Below are 19,086 nucleotides of genomic sequence, written 5' to 3'. Positions count from 1 at the left end.
ACAGTGACACTGGATCGAGCGGTCTCTGACTGTTCATCAGGCGGGCGTAGTTTAATGGTAGAACATGAGCTTCCCAAGCTTAGAGCGCGAGTTCGATTCTCGTCGCCCGCTCCAGCAGTAAAGCCCCAGGTCAGCGACCTGGGGCTTTCGCATTGTCCAGACCAATCCGCCGCCGTCGCGCCAGATCCGTGCCAGAAGCCGGGGAGACACAGACTGGGGTAGCGGTCAGGCCGGTTCGTCGGCTGCGGTGAGCGCGGGCGGCCAGTCGGCGGGGAGCTCGTCGGTGATCGGGGCGTAGAGGCGCAGGGTGACCGTGAACTTGCCGCTGGTCGGGATGGGCAGCCAGTTGGCGGTCTGCAGGTCTTCGTCCGCGGGCGGGTCGGCCTGGATGTAGAGGGTGGTCGCGCCGTCCGGGCCGGTCAGCGGCTCGGCGAAGTGGCCGACGGCGTAGATGTCGTCGGCGTTGGCGACGAGGAAGCTGTCGGCGTCGTACGCGGTCAGCGACCAGAAGGCTTCCACGGGCGGCAGCTGGCCGGCGGGGAAGGTGAGGGTGTAGGCGATCTGCGCGCCGGTGTCGTCGGCGGCCTGCGCGCTCGCCGTGGGGTAGAGGGCGTCCTTGGGGAGGTTGGCGCCGAGCCCGATCGTGGCGACGTAGGCGCGCTGCACGTAGTCGGTGCCGTAGTAGCCGATGTCGGTGGTGAAGAACGTCCAGCCGTTGACAGGCGTGGGGCCCTGGTGGTGCTTGATGAGCTCCAGGCCCTCGGCCTTGGCGCGGTCCAGGACCTCGGGGTCGGGCAGCCGGTCCTGGTCGTAGGGGTGGACGCCCAGCTCGGCGAGGAGGGCGGAGGTGCGGTCGTCCGGCGGGTTGAGCGGGGTGCGGTTGAGCAGGGCGGCGAGCTCGTCGAAGAACTCGGGCCCGCTGAGCTGGGTGATCACCTCGGAGGGCGGGTTGGTGGACAGGTCCGGGTCGTAGGTGCCGTTCGGGGGCACGTAGCTGCCGTTGTCGGGCCACGCGCTCAGCGGCAGCAGCCGCATCTGGTCCTGGTAGCCGACGACGGTCTGGACTTCCTGATCGCTGTCGTTGTGGAGCTCGGTGCGTCCGATCAGCCAGACGGTGTTCGTCGGCATCGGCAACTGCTGGAGGCCTTCGGGGAGTTCGCCCTGCCAGTCGGGGCCGGTCAGCGCGTAGGCGTAGACGTCGACGCCCTGCGCCTGGTCGAGGACCGGGACGGCGATCGGGTCGATGCTGCTCGGGTCGGCGACGGTGTTCGACCAGGAGTCCATCAGCTGCATGAGCCAGTAGCGGCCCTCGTCCATCACCGGCACCTCAAGCACGATCGGCTCGGCCGTCAGGTCCAGCCACGCCTGGGTGTAGAGCGTGTCGACGTTCGGCCGCACCACGTCCTTCGACTCCGGGGTGGGCAGCGTGGAGTGCTGACAGAACTGGTTGACCGGCGCCTGCGTCGCGTTGACCTGCTCGGTGTTCGTCTGGAGCCGGCGGGTCAGCTCCATCATGATCAGCGCGTAGCCGAAGACGTACAGGTCCGTCGCGCCGCCCTGCGGGTCCTGCGGCTGAGAGGTCGGTATGGCCATGTGATCGTCCGTTCCGGTCGGGGGTTGGAGCAGCGACGCTAACGGCCGGCCCGGAGTAGCCACAGCGACGGAACAAGCCGATGTGATGGTGCTTCACAAATGGAATCTTTGATTCCCCTTGCCTCGCCAGCCACAGCAGCCACATGCCCGCGCCGGACGACGGGAGTGGGCGGCCCTCGGCGGATGGTGCCGCCTCGTGAGGTGCCGGGCCGGCCGCTGGCGGCGTATCCGCTCGTCGTCGCGCGTATCGTGGCCGTCTCTCAACTCCTCTGAGATGACGTATCGTTGGCGAACGATAGTCAGTCTGGCGTCGTGTCCGATGCGAGGCCCGAGTGGCGCGATTCGGTCGGCGGCATTCGAAGCACGGCACTCGCGGTCAACTCGACGACGCCGATCGAGCGAGCCGAGAACCTGACGTCGCGCCAGCCGCCGGAATCCGGAGAAAAAGAAGTCCGGTTGTGGACACTGTGCGATGATCGCCGTCGGTAGCGCACCCCACAAAGCCCCAGGCGTGACCATCGGTGGCTGAGTGCGACGGGGCCCCGCCGACGAGCACCGTGAGGCGGGTGAATGCGCTCCCCCGAAACCCCGCTTCACCGCGCCGGACCAGAACCGCCCGTCGTGGCGCGACCCACCCCCTCGTGAAGGGCGTTCATGTCTCGTCCCACCTTGACTGCGATTCCTGCCCGCCGCACCGCGGCGCTGCTCGCCACAGCGACCACCACGTTCGGCCTGCTGGCCGGCGCGAGCCCGGCTCACGCCGCCTCCGCCGTGCAGATCGCCGGCCCGGCCGGGCCCGTGCCGGCGAACACCCCCTACACCGTCACCATCGACGTCCCCAACACCAACCCCATGCCCAACGCCAACGCCACCATGGTCAATGTCACGCTGTCCGGCGCCGCCGCCACCGTGACGTCCGCGAAGGCCTCTTCCCAGATCTGGGACTGCAACTTCTCGGCCGGGTCGTCCGGCATGTGCTGGAACCTCGCCAATCAGGCCACCCCCTCGTCGCTCACCCTCACCGTCCTGCCGACCGCGGCTGGGACCGTCACCACCCTCGCCGACGCCCGCAACGACATGAACCAGGCGGTGGGGAGCGACACCCTCAACACGCAGGTCGAGGCTCCGGCTCCGGTGGTGACCGGGCTCGCGCCCGACCACGGCCCGCAGGCCGGCGGCACCACGGTGACCCTCACGGGCAGTCACCTGACGGGGGCGACCGCGGTCAGCTTCGGCTCAACGGCGGCCACCTCGTTCACGGTTGACAGCGACACCCGGATCACCGCCACCGTCCCCGCCGCCAGCACCGCAGGCACCGTCGACGTCACCGTCACCACCCCCGCCGGCACCAGCGCGGCCGGGAAGTACACGTACGAGGCTCCGGCGCCGGTGGTGACCGGCCTGGCGCCCGACCACGGTCCGCTGGGTGGCGGCACCACGGTGACCCTCACGGGCAGTCACCTGACGGGGGCGACCGCGGTGAGCTTCGGCTCAACGGCGGCCACCTCGTTCACGGTTGACAGCGACACCCGGATCACCGCCACCGTCCCCGCCGGAAGCGCTCCGGGCGCCGTCGATGTCACCGTCACCACCCCCGCCGGCACCGGCGCGGCTGGGAAGTACACCTACCAGGACCCGGCGACGACCGGCTCCTACGTCTTCTCCCAGACCTCCGACCCCACGTCGGGTTCGACGGTGAAGACGGGTGACAAGGTCACCTACACCGTGACCGTCGCCCAGAAGGGCGCGGACGAGGTCAAGGGCGCGACCGTGACCGACGACCTGTCGAAGGTGCTGGACGACGCCGCCTACAACGGCGACGCCAAGGCCACCTCCGGCACCGCCGAGGTCAAGGACGGGAAGCTGACGTGGACCGGCGACCTGCCGGTGGGCGGCAGCGCGACGGTCACGTACTCCGTGACCGTCAACGGCAACGGCGACCACCAACTGCACACCGCCGTCACCACGCCGGACGACAAGCGCGGCACCTGCGACACCGAGAAGGGCTGCGCGACCGACCACACGGTCCAGGCCGCAAGCACCCCCTCGCCCACGCCGACGCCCACCGACGGCGGCCAGACGCCCGGTACTCCCGTCCCCGGTCCGTCGACCACCGAGGGCTCGTCGACCCCCTCCACCCCGTGGACGTCGCCTGACACCCAGGCCCCGGCAGCCTCAGCACCCTCGCAGGCATCGGGCGTCCTCGCCAGCACCGGCACCACCGCGTTCACCACGGCGGCGACCAGCGGCGCCCTGCTGGTGCTCGGCGGCCTCACCATCGCCCTCAGCCGCCGCCGGCGCCGCCACGGCTGAACCAGCTGAATCCGAGAGACGACGGGGTGGCCGTGGCAACCAGCCACGACCATCCCACCAGCTCATAGCCAGGTGGCGGCACCGAACCCCGGGCGCTGTTCGCGGCCCGTACGATCGGTGGCCTTCGAGTCAGTAGCCGCTCTGCAGCAGGTAGTCGGCCAGCTACTCCACGGCCATCGCCGCGTTGCCTGGCTACTGCTTGTCGCCGTACACGCCGATCAGGATGACCTGGTTCGTCCTGACCAGGACGGCGCCGTTGGCGCCGGTCTTGCCGTAGATCGGCAGCTTTGCGGCCCTGGATCAAATGTTCCTCTCCGGCGCTCCGCTCGCTGTTCGGCCGGGAGAGCGCTGCTGACGTTCGGCAGCCGGGCGGAACAGCCGTGGTGACGCTTTGCCGAACGCTTGCCTGACGCGCCTCCCCGACCTCGGGCGGGAGGCGTGCTGCGGTACGGGGATCAGAAGCAGGCTTACGCCTCGCGGACTTCCGTCGCGGGGCCGTGTGGAGGCCGGCGGCGGGTGCGGATGTCGTCGGAGATCTTGGTCTGCTGCTCCTCGGTGGAGTGCTGGTAGATCAACGCGGCGCGGGGGGAGTTGTGGCCCATGAAGGCCATGGGGTCCCGGAGGCTGGCGCCGGTGCTGGCGGCGAGGACGTTGCCGGTGTGGCGGAGATCGTAGAAGCGGAGGTGGTCGAGCCCCAGCTTCTTGCGGACCCTGCGCCACTAGCGGCCGAAGGTCGAGCGGCGGAAGGGGGCGCCGCGCTCGCCGATGAACAGAAGTCCGTCTTCTCCTTTCTGGGCGTACCAGCGCAGGTGCCGCTCGAACTCCGGGAGGAGCTCGGGTGGGATCCGGAGCGCCCGCTTGCCGGCCTCGAACTTGGGGTCGCCCACGGCCCGTTCGCCGGTGCAGAGTTCGGGGGCCGCGCGGCGGATCAACACGACTCCCTTCCCCAGGTCGACGTCGCGGCGGCGGAGCTCGGCCTGCTCCTCCGGGCGCAGGGCCATGAAAGCGGCGATGAACACCATCAGCTGCCAGCGCGGGCTTATCAGTTCGGCGAGCCGGAGCACTTGCTCGATGGTCGCGTGGGGCCGCTCGGCGGCCACCTCCTTGCCACCGACCGTCCTGCACGAGTTGATGGCCGGCTGGCTCGGTGCCGAGGTCGGCGACTACCACCACCACGTTGACTCCCTGCACCTGTACGCCCAGCACCAGGACACCGCCTGGCACCTGGCCCCGGACGCGCCCGCCGCCCTGCTCGTCGACGGCCAACTCGCCGGGTTCGTCGAGGAGGAGAGGCTCAGCGCGGTCAAGCACGACAAGAGCTACCCGGCCAAGGCCATCGACTGGCTCCTCGCCGAGACGGGCCTGACCCGCGCCGACATCGGCACCGTCGCCTACAACTTCACGCCGCAGAACTACCTGCGGGCCATCCCCGCCGCACTCGCCCACGCCGTATGGCCCACTACCTCGGCGCGCGCCCTGCCGAGGGCCCGGTCGTTCGCCCAGGTCGCCGCCAACACCCGCCAGCGCCTGACCTGGCTGGCCGGCAACTTCCCGAACGCCACCATGCAGCCCGTCCTGCACCACCGCGCCCACGGCCTCTACGCGTTCGCGGCGTCCGGCTACGAGGAGGGCACCGTCATGGCCTTGGCCGCCCTCGGCGACCCGAAGCGCTTTCGGGCCCTGTTCACCAAGGCCGTCCGGCTCACCACCAACGGCTTCACGCTCGACCACCGGCTCACCGCCCTGCGGGTCATGGACCGCCGCTACCCCCGGCTGACCGCCGCCTTCACCGCGCTCACCTGCCCACCGCGCCGACCGGAGGAGGAGGTCGCCCAGGTTCACGCCGACCTCGCCGCCGCCCTCCAGGAACGCACCGAGCAGGTGATGCTGCACCTCGCGCGGATCGCCCGCGAGCGCACCGGCGCCCGGCTGCTGTGCGTGGGCGGCGGGGTCGCGATGAACTGCGTCAGCATCGGCAAGATCATCGCCTCCGGGCTGTTCGACGAGGTCGCCGTCCCGCCCGCCCCCGGGGACTCGGGCACCGCGATCGGCGCCGCAGCCGCCGTCCACCTCGACCGGCACGGCCACCTCCCCGCCGGGCTCGCCCGATCCTGCTACCTCGGCCCATCCTTCCCCGGCCTGAAACTGCCCGCCGAGCCAAGGCCCGGAATGACCGCACGCCGCCTGGACGACGTGGCCGCCTTCGCGGCCCGCGAGCTGGCCGAGGGCACGATCATCGGCCTGTTCCAGGGCGGTGTGGAGGCCGGGCCCCGGGCGCTCGGGCACCGCTCGATCCTCGCCTCCCCGCTACGGCCCGGCGTCGCCGACCGGCTCAACTCCACCGTGAAGTTCCGCGAGCCGTTCCGTCCGTTCGCCCCGGTCGTCCTAGCCGACAAGGCCGCCGACTACTTCACCCTCGGCCAGGAAGCGCCGTTCATGTCGATGGCCTCCCCGGTCACCGACCTGGCCCGCCAGATGATCCCGGCGATCGTCCACACCAACGGCACCGCGTGGGTGCAGACCCTCACCCCCAGGGACAACCCGCTCCTCGCCGACATCCTGACCGCCTTCGCCGAACTCACCGGCGTGCCCGTGCTGATCCCGCCCGAGCTTGTTCGAGTCGGCGGGGAGCGCGATCTGCTCTGAGTCGCCATTGGCACGGGTGACTCCGAGCAGTACCGTTGGGCTACTCGGTCTCGTCACCGTCCGCGTTGTCCTCTTCGGGAATCTCTCCGTTCTCGTCGATCTCAGGTTGGACGTCGATCACTTGGGTGCCGCGGTAGTACCGCCAGACACTCGGGTAGTCACGTCGGCCGTCGGGGTACATGATCACGCGGCCTGGGAGGACGGCAATCTGCCAGTCGTCCGGGAGCGCTGCGGCGATGATGCTGAAGAGCTGCGCGACCGTCATATCGGACAAGGGGAGTTCCACCTCCGCCTTGTATGCGTTGCCCGTTTCCTTCTTCTGGTAGCGGAAGGTGTAGGGGGCGTCCTTGCTCACGCGCGCCAGAAGCCTTCCGAGCGGCATCGGTCCAGGCTTGAGGCCGGTGATCACGCGATCCAGGTCGATCGGGAACTTGGCGTCGAAGTGTTTGCGGCTGACGACGGTGTCGTCACGTCGCTTGCCAGGATCATTGTTGCCGAAGCCGTTGTTGTTCCACGGGATCTGCTTCTTCTGCTTGTAGTGCTTGATCAGAAGCTTCTCGGGGGCAAGCGCCGAGAAGTCCTCATCTACGTACAGGCAGGTGAAGAACATCTCGTCCTGCGACACCCCCTGCCGGCCGGACACCTTCCTGAGATGCTTGAGGATCCGCTGGGGCAACGACTTCTCTGCCTTACCGACGTAGACGAACCCAGTGTCCTCGTCGCCATCGACATCACTCTCGCGGTGGAGCTGGTAGACGCCTGGACGCTCCTCCAACTCCTCCAGCGCGGCTGCGGTGAGAGGAGCCGGAGTAAGGCAGTCGAGCGCCTCCGCTAGCTGATCACCGAGAGCCTTGGTGATGCTGAGCCTGAAGCTGTCGTGGTAGGTGCCCTGGCCTATGAGCCTGGCCGCCTGCGTCATCCGCGCTCCTTCATCCGCGATGGTGATCATCTGAACCCTAGGACTCCGCAGAATCTCCGGCGACCGGTTCGGGTCAATCACTCCCAAGATCGACAACTCCGCGGTATAGTTTCTACATGGTTGACCAGCCAGAAGAGACAAAGAAGCCGCGCACGAGCGTCGAGCTGTTCGCGGGCGGCGGCGGACTTGCCATGGCGGTCCACCAGGCCGGGTACCGGCCACTCCTGTTCAACGAGTTCAACTCGCGCGCCTGCGAGACGCTGGAGGCAAGCGCTCGGAAGACGCTTGGCGAGTTCGGGATCGAGCGCACCGACTCCAAGAAGCCGCGGCCCCCGGCGATCGGCGAACCTGCGCCGCTCTCGCCCAGGGATGTCGTAGACCTCGACCTCACCGCGTTCGCTGGACAGGTGGACGTGCTCGCCGGAGGGCCGCCCTGCCAACCGTTCAGTGCTGGCGGCGTCGCCAAGGGTGACGAGGACAAGCGGAACATGTTCCCAGCAATGTTCAAGGCCATTCGGGAGATGCGCCCGAAGGTCGTGATCTGCGAGAACGTACGAGGACTGCTGCGCCCGTCCTTCGAGGAGTACTTCAAGTACATCCAGCGCGAGCTCACGCTGCCCTTCGAGGAGCGTGTGGACAAGGATCCCTGGCAGTACCACAACGAAAAGCTCAAGGGCATCATCGATCGTCTTTCGGAGGACGACGAGAATGCAGAGCACTACCGGGTCCGCGTCTTCAAGGTCAACGCTGCTGACTACGGGGTCCCCCAGATCCGCAACCGTGTCGTCATGGTGGCTTTCCGAGCGGACTTGCCGATTGACGCGGACGAGTTCTTCGAGGAGCACTCGAAGCGACGTTTCTCCAAGGAGGCGCTGCTGCTGTCGATGCGGGACGAGGATGGCGCCTATTGGCGTCGGCACGACCACGTGAAGCCTCACGTCCGTGACAAGGCCCGGGGGGGCATCGACAAGAAGGTCCGGCCGCGTGACGGTGAGGAGGAGCTTCCCGCTTGGCGAACGCTCCGCGACGCGATCCAGGGATACGGAACAGACGTGAGGCTGCCCGCGCTTCCCGAGATCGACCTGAATCGCCTGGACCGCAAGACGGAGCAGGCCGCCCACTTGGGAATCACCGGCCACATCGGGTGGCCCGCCGCGAGGATCTATAAGGGGCACACACCCAACGAGCTCGACTTGCCCGCGAAGACCGTCAAGGCCGGCGTCCACGGCGTGCCCGGGGGAGAGTCAGTCATGCTGCTTGACGACCGGGAGCCCGACTCTAAGTCGGCAGACGGATACACCCACCTGCACCGCTACATGACCGTCCGAGAGACTGCCCGTGTGATGACCTTCCCTGACGAGTGGGTTGGCTGCGGTCCTCGCGGTGAGCAGATGCGGCAGCTTGGCAACGCAGTTCCGGTCGTTCTCGGAGAGTACTTCGCCAACGCGGTCTCCAAGGCGCTCGACGACGCGGGAGAGTAAGGTCATGCCACAGCCAGGGGGAGGGGGACACTGGAAGCAGCAGCTCCCCCCGGAACGCGCGTACAAGCGCCGCGCGGGCGCAGTGGCACCCTCCGTCGAGCAGGATCGTGCGGCGGGTGGTCGTCACTGTCGGAGTGTCGCGCTCGACGATGGGCGTCTCGCACGGGCTTCGATCAGCCTGCGGCTTTACCGGAGGACTCGCCGCGTCCGGGCCTACCTGCGCTGGTCGCAGGATGGTGGGACTCAGGAGCGGTACGTCTGCGAGGTCGAGCACGCCACGCGTACGGCGAACCTAGCGGAGGCATGGCGTCAGGCGCGGGCGAAGGGGCTACTCGCAGAGGAGCAGTTGCCGCCCGAGTCGAAGGCATCCTCGCTGGAGGTCCGTGCGTCGATGCGCGCCAACCGCAGCAAGGACACCGGGCCGGAGCTGGCCTTGCGTAGACTGCTCTACCAGCGGGGACTTCGCTATCGAGTTGACGCCCGACCGCTCGCCGAGGTGCGGCGGAGGGCGGACGTGGTCTTTCCCAGAGATCGCCTCGCTGTCTTCGTGGATGGCTGCTTCTGGCACGGCTGCCCGGAGCACTACCGCGCCTCTACGAAGAACGCCGACTTCTGGCGGGAAAAGATCGATGGCAACCGGGTTAGAGACGGCGAGACGAACCGCAAGCTGCTTGACGCGGGATGGACGGTCGTCCGGGTCTGGGAGCACGACGACCCGGCGGAGGCAGCCGAGAAGATCGTTCTTCTGCTGCGGGAGCGTCGTGCAGCAGGCGCGGGCGGCGAGACTACAACTGTCGCCCGTTGACCAGACCACTGACGGTGTCGCCCAGGAACCGAGGCACGGATCTGCCGTTGCTAAACGCGAGGAGGGGCTCACCGGAGTTGATCCCAGCCTCGACCAGGATGGCCATGGTGATTGGCTTGGTGTCATTCTGACTGACTGTCACTTCCGATGGGTCCGGATCGCGTGCTGAGTGTTACATGCGCCCCCCGAACGATGGTGCATCAGCCAACATAGTCCGGGTTCTCGATCATGGTTCGGTGTAGGTGTGCGAGGTCGATGCCGCAGTGCGCCGCGATGGCGTGCTGCCTCGCCTCATCCGCGCTGCTGAGCGTCTCGCCGTCCTGGGTGGTCACCACGATGGCCGGGCGGCTCTTACGGTCGACAGCCTGGTTAAGGGCGGCCCAAGCGAGATCACGGAATTGCGCCGGACGGCCCCAGCAGACGTATCGAGTCTCTGAGCCATCTGAGGCCAGGATGTTGTTGGGCTTGATGTCTAGCGTTCCGGGAACAGCGGACCAGCTGTTTCCGCAAGCGGCGCGCACGATCTCGTCGGTGCCGCGGAAGCGTCGGGTGACGTAGGGGACGTACTGGCCGATACCTTCCTTCGCGCGACCGTACTCCTTCATCGCCACGTCCTTGATCCAGTCCATAGCGGCCTTATCGCCCACGAAGCTCGTGAGCACGACGCCGATGCGGGGATCGGAGTACCACTGACGGTAGTACTCGGTTCTTTGAGGATTCGTCAGGAAGTCCCAGCGCAGCTCTTCGGCCTGCTTGTAGATCCTCAGGAGGAGCTGCTTTCGGGTTTCGTCGGGCAGCTGAAGGCGGGCCATTGAAGCGTCTTACTCCCAAGTCGTCGGGGTCGGCGGGAACTGGAGACGGTATTCGTCGTACGCGGTTTCCAAGCTTGCCGCATCCTTGATCCACTCGTCCATAAGCCCAGCGACACGCTGGTCGTTGAAGTCGATCTTCGACCGGCTGATTCGAGGCAGGGTCTCCATCGCTCCATCGCCCTCCAGAGAGCGCCGGAGGTTGAGGGCCGCTGCAATGCGTCGCAGGTCGCTCACGAAGTCGAGCACCGTCACCCGGTCCTTGCCCTCACGCAGGCGCAGGCCACGGCCGAGCTGCTGCACAAAGATCCGCCGTGAGTGGGTGACACGGGCGAAGCAGAGGATGTTCACATCGGGTACGTCGACTCCTTCGTTCAGGATGTCCACGGAGGTGAGGATGGGGACCTCGCCCGATCGGAAGGCCAGGAGGCGATTCTGCCGCTCTCGTTTGGCCAGTCCCGCGTGGATGGCCATGGCTCCAGGCCATAGCGGAGCGCGGCGCAGCAGGTCGGCCAGGCGTTCAGCGTGTTCGATGGTGCGGCAGAAGACGATGGCGCGAGGCTTGGTCGTGGTGGCCCACACGGACGCGAGCTCGTCGCGCACGGCTTCGTCCCTCTGAGGCAAGAAGAGTTGGGCGTTCAGCTCAGCAAGACCGTAGGAGTGCTCGCTGGCCGCGCGAACAACGTCCCAGTTGATGTTGTCGACGAACAACCGGTAGTCGACTTGGGCAAGGTATCCGCGGCGCATGCCTTCTTCGATGCCGAGCCTGAAGCTCGCAGGGCCGAAGTGCTCAGTGATGTCGTGCGAGTCCCCACGCCATGGTGTGGCAGTGACCCCGAATTGGCGTGCGTCGCCGAGAAGACGGAGAAGCTCGTCATATTGACCATCAGCACCGAGGTGATGGGCTTCGTCGACCATGACGAGGTCGGGCCGAAAGCCGAAGCGTGCGGCGTTGAGGGCTGAACCCAGCGTGGCGCACGTGAGGCCGGACAGATCGTCGGGCCGCGTGTCGCCGGTGAACAGCCGGGTCGGGACGGTCTTGGGGAGATGCCGCCAGAGGGCCCGTTCGAGTTGCTGGACCAAATCCTTGGCGTGTGCCACCACCAGGACCCGATCGGCGGGTCGGCGGCGCAGGTGTGCACCGATGACTTCGCCGCCGACCACGGTCTTGCCCAGACCCGTGGCGAGGACCAGCAAGGCCCGTGCGCTTGCTTCCAGATCCCGTTCCAGGGCCTGGATCGCCTCTGCTTGATACGGGCGGGGTGTGATCACTCCGAATCGATCGGGGACCTTTTCAAAGCTGGCGTTGAGATCCGCTCCGCTCCACAGCAGAATCTGCGGGCCCAGGCGCGCGAGATCGGCCGTACGCCGGCGGGCATCGGGGCTGAACCGCGTATTCGTCACCACGACGGCGCGATGGGCATGGTAACTGTCACGAGCTCGGGCGACCTCGTCGACGGCGTCCGATCCCACCGCGTCGCGGAGCTTCCACTTGCACTGGATGACCCAAAGCTGGCCCTGGCGGCGTGCCAGGATGTCACCACCCTCGTCGCCGGAGCCGTCGATGTTGACGACGTCCGTGAACTGGAGATGCCAGAGCAGTCGCTCGATACGCCGCGGGAACTGCAGAGGGCCGGCATCGGCGAGAGAGCGTGCGGCCAGGAAGCCCGTCATGACCGTCCCTACACCACGGCGACGAGGTCGCGGGAGACCAGGCGGCAACTGGCCCGGAAGCGCGCGAGCTCGTCTGGGTCTAGCTTGGGCCGGTGCTGCTCAAGCAGCGCGAGGTCGCTCAGCGGACTGATCAGGCGGTCCAGCGCGAGTTCACGGGCGCTGGCGTCCGGGAGTGACCGGTAGGGCCGTGCGAACACGCGGCCGTCCATGAACGCTTCCGGGGTTCCTTGCAGGACCCGGATCACCGCGCTGGCGGGAACGTACCGGATGAAATCGCCCTTTGCGATGGCCTCGTCCCAGGACGTTGAGGCCGCTTCCAGCGCGAAACGCCGTTGAGCCGCGAGCCGTTCGTCCTCTGCAAGCTGTTCCCAGTGCGTCGCGGCATCCTCCGCGACGATGGATGCCATGGCCGAACGGACCTGCTCCAGCAAGTGTTCGGCCTCGTCAGCCATCGCGGCCGGCGTCAGCCGGGGGCTGGAGGAGCCGTCCTTCAGCTTCCCGACGATCTCGGACAAGGGGATGTCCGTGCGGTCAGCGCGCACCCTCATGTGTTCCGCCAGTTCGACCATGGCCAGGTCACGCATGTCAGAGCCATGTTCGCGGAAAAGCGGATGTTCGGTATCGATGTAGATCTCGACCTTTGGCGCGCGGAGCATCTTGGCGAAGACCGGCACCTCGCGGTCGTCGTCCAGCAGACGCTGACCTCGGACAGCCCAAGCTTCCAAGTCCACGCTGCCCAGTTCCCTGAGCGTGTAGTCGCCGCAGAGGTCCACGACGAGTGTGCCGTGCTCGCGGTAGCGCGCGAGACGTTCGAGCAGGGTCTCCTCGACCCTGCTCGGTGCAGGGTCGAGGTCGCTGAAGGTGGAGCTCACCCCCGGCACCGGTTCGGGACCTGCGGCCTCGGATCCAAACAGGGAGTCAATCTCGATGCCCGGCAGGATCTCCGCATCGTAGGGGGAGGGCTCGGGGCCGACCGGGTGGTCATGCTGGTAGGCGGCCTGGTACCAGATCTCGTCGCTCTGGTACTCGGGATCCCCCGCCCGGAAGCGTTCCGCCCATTCCCGGGCCTTGTCATGCAGGGCGGCGTTGCCGTCGCCTGGGATTAGGTAGTTCAGCCCAGGGTCGCGCCGACGGAATCCCGTGAACAGGAGAGCAAGGGGGCTGTCGTTCTCCGGCAAGCCGAGCCGCTTGGCGATCTGCGGGCGCAGGGGACTGCTCCCCCTCACGGCTCGGATCACCTGGCGCCATTCGTGGGTCTCGAACTCGAAGGCGGTCTTCTGGTAGTTCGGGCTCACGTGGTTGCAGTGGATCTCTCCGACGATTCGGCCCATAGGTGTCTTGTCATCGATCGGGTACTCGATCTCGGGCTCGGACAACTCGTCGTCGTCGCGCCACTCGAACACCCGCTTGTCCTTCACGAGGATCTTGCGCCCGTTGCGGAGGAAGTCGATGCCGTAGTCGGTCTTATGCACGTAGCGCTGGATGCCGAGCCAACCCCAGATCCGCCGCTCACGCGGCTCGATGCGGGGACTCTCGCACTCCTCGCAGACTTCGGCATCGAGGCTGCTCCAGTGGCCGCACACCGAGCACGCCTTCTTGTCGCTCAGACGATGGTCGATCCGCTGGATGGCATGGATAGTGACACCCTGCCGTGTCACAGAACGAGATTCGTCCCAGGCGCACGGCCGACGCGGAACCACCGCTGTGTTATTGACCGTCAGCAGAAAGCCCTTCTCCGCCAGCAGGTAGCTGTACACCTCTCCCAGCTTCTGACGGATCACCTTGTGAGTGTTGGGACGCTTCAAAGCGTCGTACTGATCGGACTTAAGATCGCTGATCGTCACGGTCGTCCCGTGGTCACCGGGATCTGACTTCGGGACCCGCCGGAACGGAGCTTCGTACTGTGAGGACTCGGCGAGCTGCGGGAGGTCGAGGACGACCTCGATCCAGTCGGGATCGCCGGCCTGGCTGGTACGCACCGTGGTGCGGCGTCCTAGGCGGGCGGTGCTGATGTTGAAGCCCATCCCAAAGAGACCGAGTGCGCCATGCCGGCTGTTACTTGTCCAGCCAGCGCTGATCGCGTTACTCACGGCTGCGAGGCTCATGCCGCGCCCGTTGTCCCGAACGGTGATCTCCGCCGTCGAACGATGCGTGTTGGCTGCGGGCAAGGAGATCGCCACGGTTGGCAGGTCCGCGCTCAGACCCGCCTCGCGAAACTCATCGAAGGCGTTGTCGACCAGCTCGGCCAGACACTGCCAGTGCGAGAACTCGATATCCCCAAGTACTCCGAGGATCCTGGGGTGCGGCATGACGTTGATGGACCCCGACGTAGTCACTTGCCCCTGCTCTCCCATATGCGCTCTTTGGACACCACCGCGCTGCCAGAGCCAGGCACGGCGGCGCCGTCCTTGGCTCACTCTCAGCGCGATCCCCGAATCACGGACGCCGATCCAACCGTAGCGGGTGAGACTGACAATGAAGGATCAAGTTCGCGCTCTGTACCCTTCCTTGGGTTCCATCTCGCTGATGCGCGGCTGATCGTAGGCGGAGTGCCAACATGTGGACTTTCCGCAATCCTTGCTTGGCGAGAGCAGGCGAGCTACCGGCTCCGTCAACACAGCGCCGGTGTGTGGGGCTATGGCCCGGGTGCTGAACGTGCCTCGACAGCACCGCAGGCCACCCACTACCGAAAGCCGCAGGTCATAGGACCTGCGGCTTTTGCGTTGTCGGGGCTGGGGTGGGGCGGGTGTTCAGGTTGGGCGGTCGATGTGGTCCGGGAGGGGGGTGCCCTCGTCGGGGCCGGGCCAGAAGCGGGGTGTCGAGCTGAACAGGCTGAGGTAGCCCTGGATGCTCTGCCTGAGGGCGAAGGTGAAGCCGTCGGCGGTTTCGGCGTAGCCGGCGCGTGGGGCGTCCTGCGAGACCTGCGTCAGCCAGTTGTTCTCCCGCCATGCGTCCAGGACGAGGTCGAAGTACCGGTCGGAGTCGGCGAGGGGGGCGCCGACCACCCAGTACGCGATGCTGTAACTCGCCGGGCCGTCGACTTCTTCGACGTCGGCGAAGTCGTTCTCGTAGCGCGAGGTGGTGCCGGCGGCGAAGGCCGCCTTGGGGAGGTCGGGATGCCGCCGCGCCAGCGCCGAGCCGGGTGGCAGGCTCCGGAGGGTGTCGGTGAGGTGGCGCAACAGCTGTGCGCGGGCTGCCTGTTCGGTCATGCTCGACACCATGGCACTGATCATGCCTGCACGGCGGGTGGAAGGCGAGGCCGGCGCCGCCCCCTTGCGGTGGCCCGCAAGGGGGGCGCGTGCACCGCGCCGCTCAGGCGCGGGTCGGTACCCGGCCCAGGGTGCGGATCGGGCGGGCGGCCAGCAGGGCGGTGGCGGTGAGGAGGGCGACCACGACGCCTACCACCAGGACCTGGTCGGTGCCGAAGGCGCTGACGGCGGGGCCGGCCAGCGCGCTGCCGATCGGGTACATGCCGACGGAGCCGGCGACCTCGTAGGCGTGCACGCGGTTGAGGACCTCGCCGGGCACCTGGGTCTGCACGCTGGTGGCCCACATGACGCCCCAGACGCCGATCCCCGCCCCGACCACGACCTGGGAGGCGGCGAGCAGCCAGACCGGCGCGCCGAGCACGATGCCGAGCGGGTAGAGCGGGTAGGCCATCATCGCCACCGCCCCGGCGGCGAGCGGCCGCGCCGGCTTGTAGCGGATCGCCAGCAGGCCGCCGGCCACGGTGCCCGCGCCCAGTGCGCAGTTGATCAGGCCGAAGGCGGTCGCGCCGTGCTTGGGCACGATGACGCTGGCGGCCACCGACAGCTGCGGCCCCCAGGACAGCACCGCGTAGACCATCCAGATCACGATCACGCCCCAGAGCCAGCTGCGGGAGCGGAACTCGTGCCAGCCGACGGCCAGGTTGCGCCACAGGCTCTCGCCGGCCGGCGGGGCGGGCACCACCCCGAGCCGGAGCGCGAACAGACAGACCGCGCTGGTCCCGTAGGCGACGGCGGAGATCACCATCACCCAGCCGGTGGCCCCGAGTCCGACCATGGCGCCGGCCAGCGCGGGGCCGCCCAGGCCGGTGAGCGCCTCGGAGGTGCGCAGCACCCCGTTCGCGCCCTGCACGTCCCGGGAGACCAGGGGGACGGTCGAGGAGGCGCCCGGCTGGAACATCGCGTTGGCGGTGCCGGCCACCACCAGCAGCGTGTACAGCTGCCAGAGGTGGTCGATGCCGTGGATGAACAGGAAGGCGAGCAGCACGTGGGCGACGAGGTTCGTCAGGTCGGCGCCGATCATCATCCGGCGGGCGGTGAACCGGTCGGCGAGCACCCCGCCGAACAGCACCAGGCCGGCGAACGGGCCCACCAGGAAGGCCATCGAGTAGCCCGCGCTGTCCAGGCCGTACCCGCCGCTCAGCAGACCGGCGGAGACCGCGACCGGCAGCATGGCCCAGCTGAGCAGGCCCGCGCTGCGGGCGGTGAAGTAGTACCGGAAGTTGCGGGACCAGATCGCCGGTTCACCGGTGGATGGTCTCCCGGTGGGAGCGTCCTGGATCTGTGGGGACGCTGCCGCGGGGTGGTCGGCCAGGCGCTCTTCCATGACTAGTCAAATCCCTTCCATAGATAGCTTCATCGGTCGAGCGGCCGCTCGCCGTCGGTGCCGGGAGACGCGGCCAGTTCCCCCACGGTGACCAGCTCCAGGCCGCGTTCGAGCAGGCCCTCGATGATCGACGGAAGGGCCAGGACGGTCTGGCCGCGGTCGCCGGCGCCCTCGTGCATCAGCACCACCGAGCCCGGCCCGGCGCCGTTCAGGACGTTCGCGGCGATCCGCTCCGGCCCCGGTCGAGTCCAGTCCCGGGAGTCCACGTCGAACATCGTCAGCGCGGTCGGATAGCCGTCGAGGGCGGCCAGTACCTCGGGGCTCAGCGCGCCGTACGGGGGCCGGAACCTGGTCGGGGTCTCGCCGGTCACCCGGGCCACCGCCTCCGCCGTCCGGTCGAGCTGCTCGCGCACCTGGTCAGGCGTCAGATCGGGCAGGAAGGGGTGCGACCAGGAGTGGCTGCCCAGTTCGTGGCCGGCCGCGGCGATCCGGCGCACCTCGTCGGGCATCGCCGCGACGTGGTGGCCGACGCAGAAGAAGCTCGCCCGGGCCCCGTAGCGGTCCAGGATCTCCAGCACCTGGCGGGTGTGCACCGGATCGGGGCCGTCGTCGAAGGTGAGCGCGACCCTGGGGGTGGACCGGTCGCCGTGCTCGAAGTAGCGGCCGGCCGCCGACAGCGCGGCCAGGACAGGGGCGCTGCGCCGCTCGGCCTCGGCGTAGTCGGCGGCGCGGCCGGTCAGGCTGCCACCCTCGGCGGTCACCCGGGCCAGCGCGTCGGGGGCCGTCCGGGCCTGTTCCGCCAGCCGTTCGGCCGGGACGGAGCCGAACCGCGGCCGCGGCGGCAGCTGCCACGGGTCCAGCCGGTACACCTCCAGGCCGGCCGCCGTCATCGGGCCGTCGAGCAGGCCGTTGGTGCTGTCCAGGACCACGGCCGGGGTCGGGCCGCCGTCCAAGTCCCGCAGCCAGGCGATGAGTTCGGCGACTTGCGCGCCGCCCCAGCCGCTCGGCTCCACCGCCCGGCGCCCCGTCTCGTCGACGACCTCGACCCGGTAGCCCTCGCCCGTCCACGCGATTCCCGCGTACCGCCTGGTCATTCGTCCCCCAGGGTGATCGCCGCGGCGACGACCAGCCGCTCGACGCCGCGCAGGAACCGCTCCATGTCGTCGCGGCTCAGGACGGCCGGGTCGGCGGTCATGGCGAGGTCCAGGGCGCCGGGGGCGGTCAGCACGTCCACCGCCATCGAGACGTTCACCCGGGGCAGGAACTCCGTCGGCCAGCTCAGTTCCGTCCGGCCGATCAGCTCGCTCAGCGCGGCTCGCGGCCGCTCGACGCTCTCGAACGGCCCGCTGCCCGGATCCCGGGTGTCGTTCCACCAGTACGAGTGGTCGGCCGCCTCGCCCCGTTCGACCAGCCGTGCCACCTCCCGCTCCAGCGCCCACTTGTCGTACGCGGCGTGGCGGAACGCGCTGAACGCGACGGAACGGGTCCGCCGCACCGCGTCCGTGAAGTCCCGGTCCGCGTCGGTGAGTCGGAACAGGGCCTCCTGCGCGACCGTGCTGACCGCCGCAGCGGCGGCCGGCTGGAAGCGGTTGCCCACCACCACCTGGAACAGCACGTCGCTGCTCCCGGACATCCGGGCCAGCTGGTGGGAGGCCGCACCCAGCAGCACCGCGGCGTCGCTCACCTCCAGCTCCGCCGCCACCCGCTCGACGGCGACCGCCAGGGCGGGCGAGCGCAGCAGCGCGTTGGGGAACATCCGGGTCGGGTCGTCGGCGAGCTCCGGCGCCGCAGGAGCCTGGAACAACCGTCGGGGGCCGGCGGCCAGTTGCTCCAGCCAGTAGCGGCGGGCCGCCTCGTCCCGGCGGCGGCCGATCGGCGAGGCCTGGGTCGCCGCGGCCTCCAGGGGCTGGAGGGCGGGGCGGGCCCGGCGCAGCGACTCGGCGGTCTCCCCGGCGCGGATCGACTCCAGGTCGCGGACCATCCGGCCCAGCCCCCAGTAGTCCATCGCGGTGTGCGAGGCGGCCAGCACCAGCCGGTGGACCTCGCCCTCGCACACCACCAGGCCGACTCTCAGGGGCCACTCCCGCTCGTGGTCGAAGGAGCGACCGGCCAGCTCCTTGAGCAGGCCGGCGCCGACCGCCGGGGCCTCGGCCGGGGCGCATTCCCGGACCACCACCGGGAGTTCGCCGCTGCCGTCCACCACCTGCTCGAGGCCGTCCTCGCCGGCCGGCAGGAACCGGGTGTGCAGGCTGT

At 68.6% G+C, this 19,086-nt stretch carries 16 protein-coding genes and 1 tRNA gene; 5 read left to right on the top strand and 12 right to left on the bottom strand.

Annotation, left to right across the window (positions count from 1 at the left end; all coding sequences use genetic code 11):
• Positions 1-40: 40 nt before the first annotated feature.
• A tRNA-Gly gene (locus J0670_RS08425) sits at positions 41-114 on the top strand.
• Positions 115-225: 111 nt separating this feature from the next.
• On the opposite strand, the gene J0670_RS08420 is transcribed toward J0670_RS08425, so the two are convergent.
• Complete coding sequence (locus J0670_RS08420) at positions 226-1,593, bottom strand: DUF1254 domain-containing protein (RefSeq protein ID WP_207810785.1); 1,368 nt, start codon at positions 1,591-1,593, stop codon at positions 226-228.
• 669 nt (positions 1,594-2,262) lie between these two features.
• On the opposite strand from J0670_RS08420, the gene J0670_RS08415 reads away from it, so the two are divergent.
• Positions 2,263-3,906, top strand: a complete 1,644-nt coding sequence (locus J0670_RS08415; RefSeq protein ID WP_207810783.1) for an IPT/TIG domain-containing protein — start codon at positions 2,263-2,265, stop codon at positions 3,904-3,906.
• A gap of 192 nt (positions 3,907-4,098) precedes the next feature.
• On the opposite strand, the gene J0670_RS40515 is transcribed toward J0670_RS08415, so the two are convergent.
• From J0670_RS40515 to J0670_RS08400, 3 genes are all read right to left on the bottom strand, one after another.
• Positions 4,099-4,185, bottom strand: coding sequence for a profilin family protein (locus J0670_RS40515; protein WP_374223076.1), 87 nt, complete (start codon positions 4,183-4,185; stop codon positions 4,099-4,101).
• A gap of 188 nt (positions 4,186-4,373) precedes the next feature.
• Complete coding sequence (locus J0670_RS08405; RefSeq protein ID WP_207810781.1) at positions 4,374-4,508, bottom strand: integrase; 135 nt, start codon at positions 4,506-4,508, stop codon at positions 4,374-4,376.
• A 117-nt stretch (positions 4,509-4,625) separates the two neighbouring features.
• Positions 4,626-4,970 carry a hypothetical protein gene (locus J0670_RS08400; protein ID WP_207810780.1) on the bottom strand — a complete coding sequence of 115 codons (345 nt, stop codon included), beginning with the start codon at positions 4,968-4,970 and terminating at the stop codon, positions 4,626-4,628.
• Between the two features lie 7 nt (positions 4,971-4,977).
• On the opposite strand from J0670_RS08400, the gene J0670_RS08395 reads away from it, so the two are divergent.
• Positions 4,978-6,552, top strand: coding sequence for a carbamoyltransferase C-terminal domain-containing protein (locus J0670_RS08395; protein WP_243436715.1), 1,575 nt, complete (start codon positions 4,978-4,980; stop codon positions 6,550-6,552).
• Positions 6,553-6,592: 40 nt separating this feature from the next.
• Here the strand turns inward: J0670_RS08395 and J0670_RS08390 are convergent, their stop codons facing one another.
• Complete coding sequence (locus J0670_RS08390; RefSeq protein WP_207810778.1) at positions 6,593-7,471, bottom strand: Eco29kI family restriction endonuclease; 879 nt, start codon at positions 7,469-7,471, stop codon at positions 6,593-6,595.
• 116 nt (positions 7,472-7,587) lie between these two features.
• Between J0670_RS08390 and J0670_RS08385 the strand changes: the two genes are divergently transcribed.
• Entirely contained in the window at positions 7,588-8,952 is a 1,365-nt protein-coding gene (locus J0670_RS08385) for a DNA cytosine methyltransferase (protein WP_207810776.1), read from the top strand.
• Between the two features lie 346 nt (positions 8,953-9,298).
• Positions 9,299-9,757: a very short patch repair endonuclease gene (locus J0670_RS39030; protein ID WP_279382965.1), complete on the top strand. Its 459-nt coding sequence runs from the start codon at positions 9,299-9,301 to the stop codon at positions 9,755-9,757.
• A 200-nt stretch (positions 9,758-9,957) separates the two neighbouring features.
• On the opposite strand, the gene J0670_RS08375 is transcribed toward J0670_RS39030, so the two are convergent.
• The 7 genes from J0670_RS08375 to J0670_RS08345 all read right to left on the bottom strand — a co-directional run.
• Positions 9,958-10,569, bottom strand: a complete 612-nt coding sequence (locus tag J0670_RS08375; RefSeq protein ID WP_207810773.1) for a hypothetical protein — start codon at positions 10,567-10,569, stop codon at positions 9,958-9,960.
• Between the two features lie 9 nt (positions 10,570-10,578).
• Positions 10,579-12,240 carry a DEAD/DEAH box helicase gene (locus tag J0670_RS08370; RefSeq protein WP_207810772.1) on the bottom strand — a complete coding sequence of 554 codons (1,662 nt, stop codon included), beginning with the start codon at positions 12,238-12,240 and terminating at the stop codon, positions 10,579-10,581.
• A gap of 8 nt (positions 12,241-12,248) precedes the next feature.
• Positions 12,249-14,594: an ATP-binding protein gene (locus J0670_RS08365; protein ID WP_207810771.1), complete on the bottom strand. Its 2,346-nt coding sequence runs from the start codon at positions 14,592-14,594 to the stop codon at positions 12,249-12,251.
• Positions 14,595-14,990: 396 nt separating this feature from the next.
• On the bottom strand, positions 14,991-15,449 hold the full coding sequence (locus J0670_RS08360; protein WP_207810769.1) for a hypothetical protein: 459 nt from the start codon (positions 15,447-15,449) through the stop codon (positions 14,991-14,993).
• Between the two features lie 103 nt (positions 15,450-15,552).
• Positions 15,553-16,833: an MFS transporter gene (locus J0670_RS08355; protein ID WP_207810768.1), complete on the bottom strand. Its 1,281-nt coding sequence runs from the start codon at positions 16,831-16,833 to the stop codon at positions 15,553-15,555.
• Between the two features lie 29 nt (positions 16,834-16,862).
• A complete protein-coding gene (locus tag J0670_RS08350; RefSeq protein WP_207810766.1) occupies positions 16,863-17,927 on the bottom strand; it encodes a polysaccharide deacetylase family protein in 1,065 nt (354 codons plus the stop codon).
• Positions 17,924-19,086: condensation domain-containing protein (locus tag J0670_RS08345; protein WP_207810764.1), on the bottom strand; the 1,163-nt coding region annotated here is incomplete at its 5' end. The genes J0670_RS08345 and J0670_RS08350, both read right to left, overlap by 4 nt.

It is taken from the genome of Streptomyces sp. FH025 (genome assembly GCF_017427025.1).
GTDB lineage: Bacteria > Actinomycetota > Actinomycetes > Streptomycetales > Streptomycetaceae > Kitasatospora.
This window is presented reverse-complemented; position numbering and strand designations above follow the sequence as displayed.

Bases quoted from the DNA above. Each gene is read 5' to 3' on its own strand.
- J0670_RS08355 (WP_207810768.1), bottom strand. From the start codon at position 16,833: ATGGAAGAGCGCCTGGCCGACCACCCCGCGGCAGCGTCCCCACAGATC.
- J0670_RS08405 (WP_207810781.1), bottom strand. From the start codon at position 4,508: ATGGGCCACAACTCCCCCCGCGCCGCGTTGATCTACCAGCACTCCACC.
- J0670_RS08360 (WP_207810769.1), bottom strand. From the start codon at position 15,449: ATGACCGAACAGGCAGCCCGCGCACAGCTGTTGCGCCACCTCACCGAC.
- J0670_RS08390 (WP_207810778.1), bottom strand. From the start codon at position 7,471: ATGACGCAGGCGGCCAGGCTCATAGGCCAGGGCACCTACCACGACAGC.
- J0670_RS08350 (WP_207810766.1), bottom strand. From the start codon at position 17,927: ATGACCAGGCGGTACGCGGGAATCGCGTGGACGGGCGAGGGCTACCGG.
- J0670_RS08420 (WP_207810785.1), bottom strand. From the start codon at position 1,593: ATGGCCATACCGACCTCTCAGCCGCAGGACCCGCAGGGCGGCGCGACG.
- J0670_RS08370 (WP_207810772.1), bottom strand. From the start codon at position 12,240: ATGACGGGCTTCCTGGCCGCACGCTCTCTCGCCGATGCCGGCCCTCTG.
- J0670_RS08375 (WP_207810773.1), bottom strand. From the start codon at position 10,569: ATGGCCCGCCTTCAGCTGCCCGACGAAACCCGAAAGCAGCTCCTCCTG.
- J0670_RS08395 (WP_243436715.1), top strand. From the start codon at position 4,978: ATGGTCGCGTGGGGCCGCTCGGCGGCCACCTCCTTGCCACCGACCGTC.
- J0670_RS08385 (WP_207810776.1), top strand. From the start codon at position 7,588: ATGGTTGACCAGCCAGAAGAGACAAAGAAGCCGCGCACGAGCGTCGAG.
- J0670_RS08365 (WP_207810771.1), bottom strand. From the start codon at position 14,594: ATGGGAGAGCAGGGGCAAGTGACTACGTCGGGGTCCATCAACGTCATG.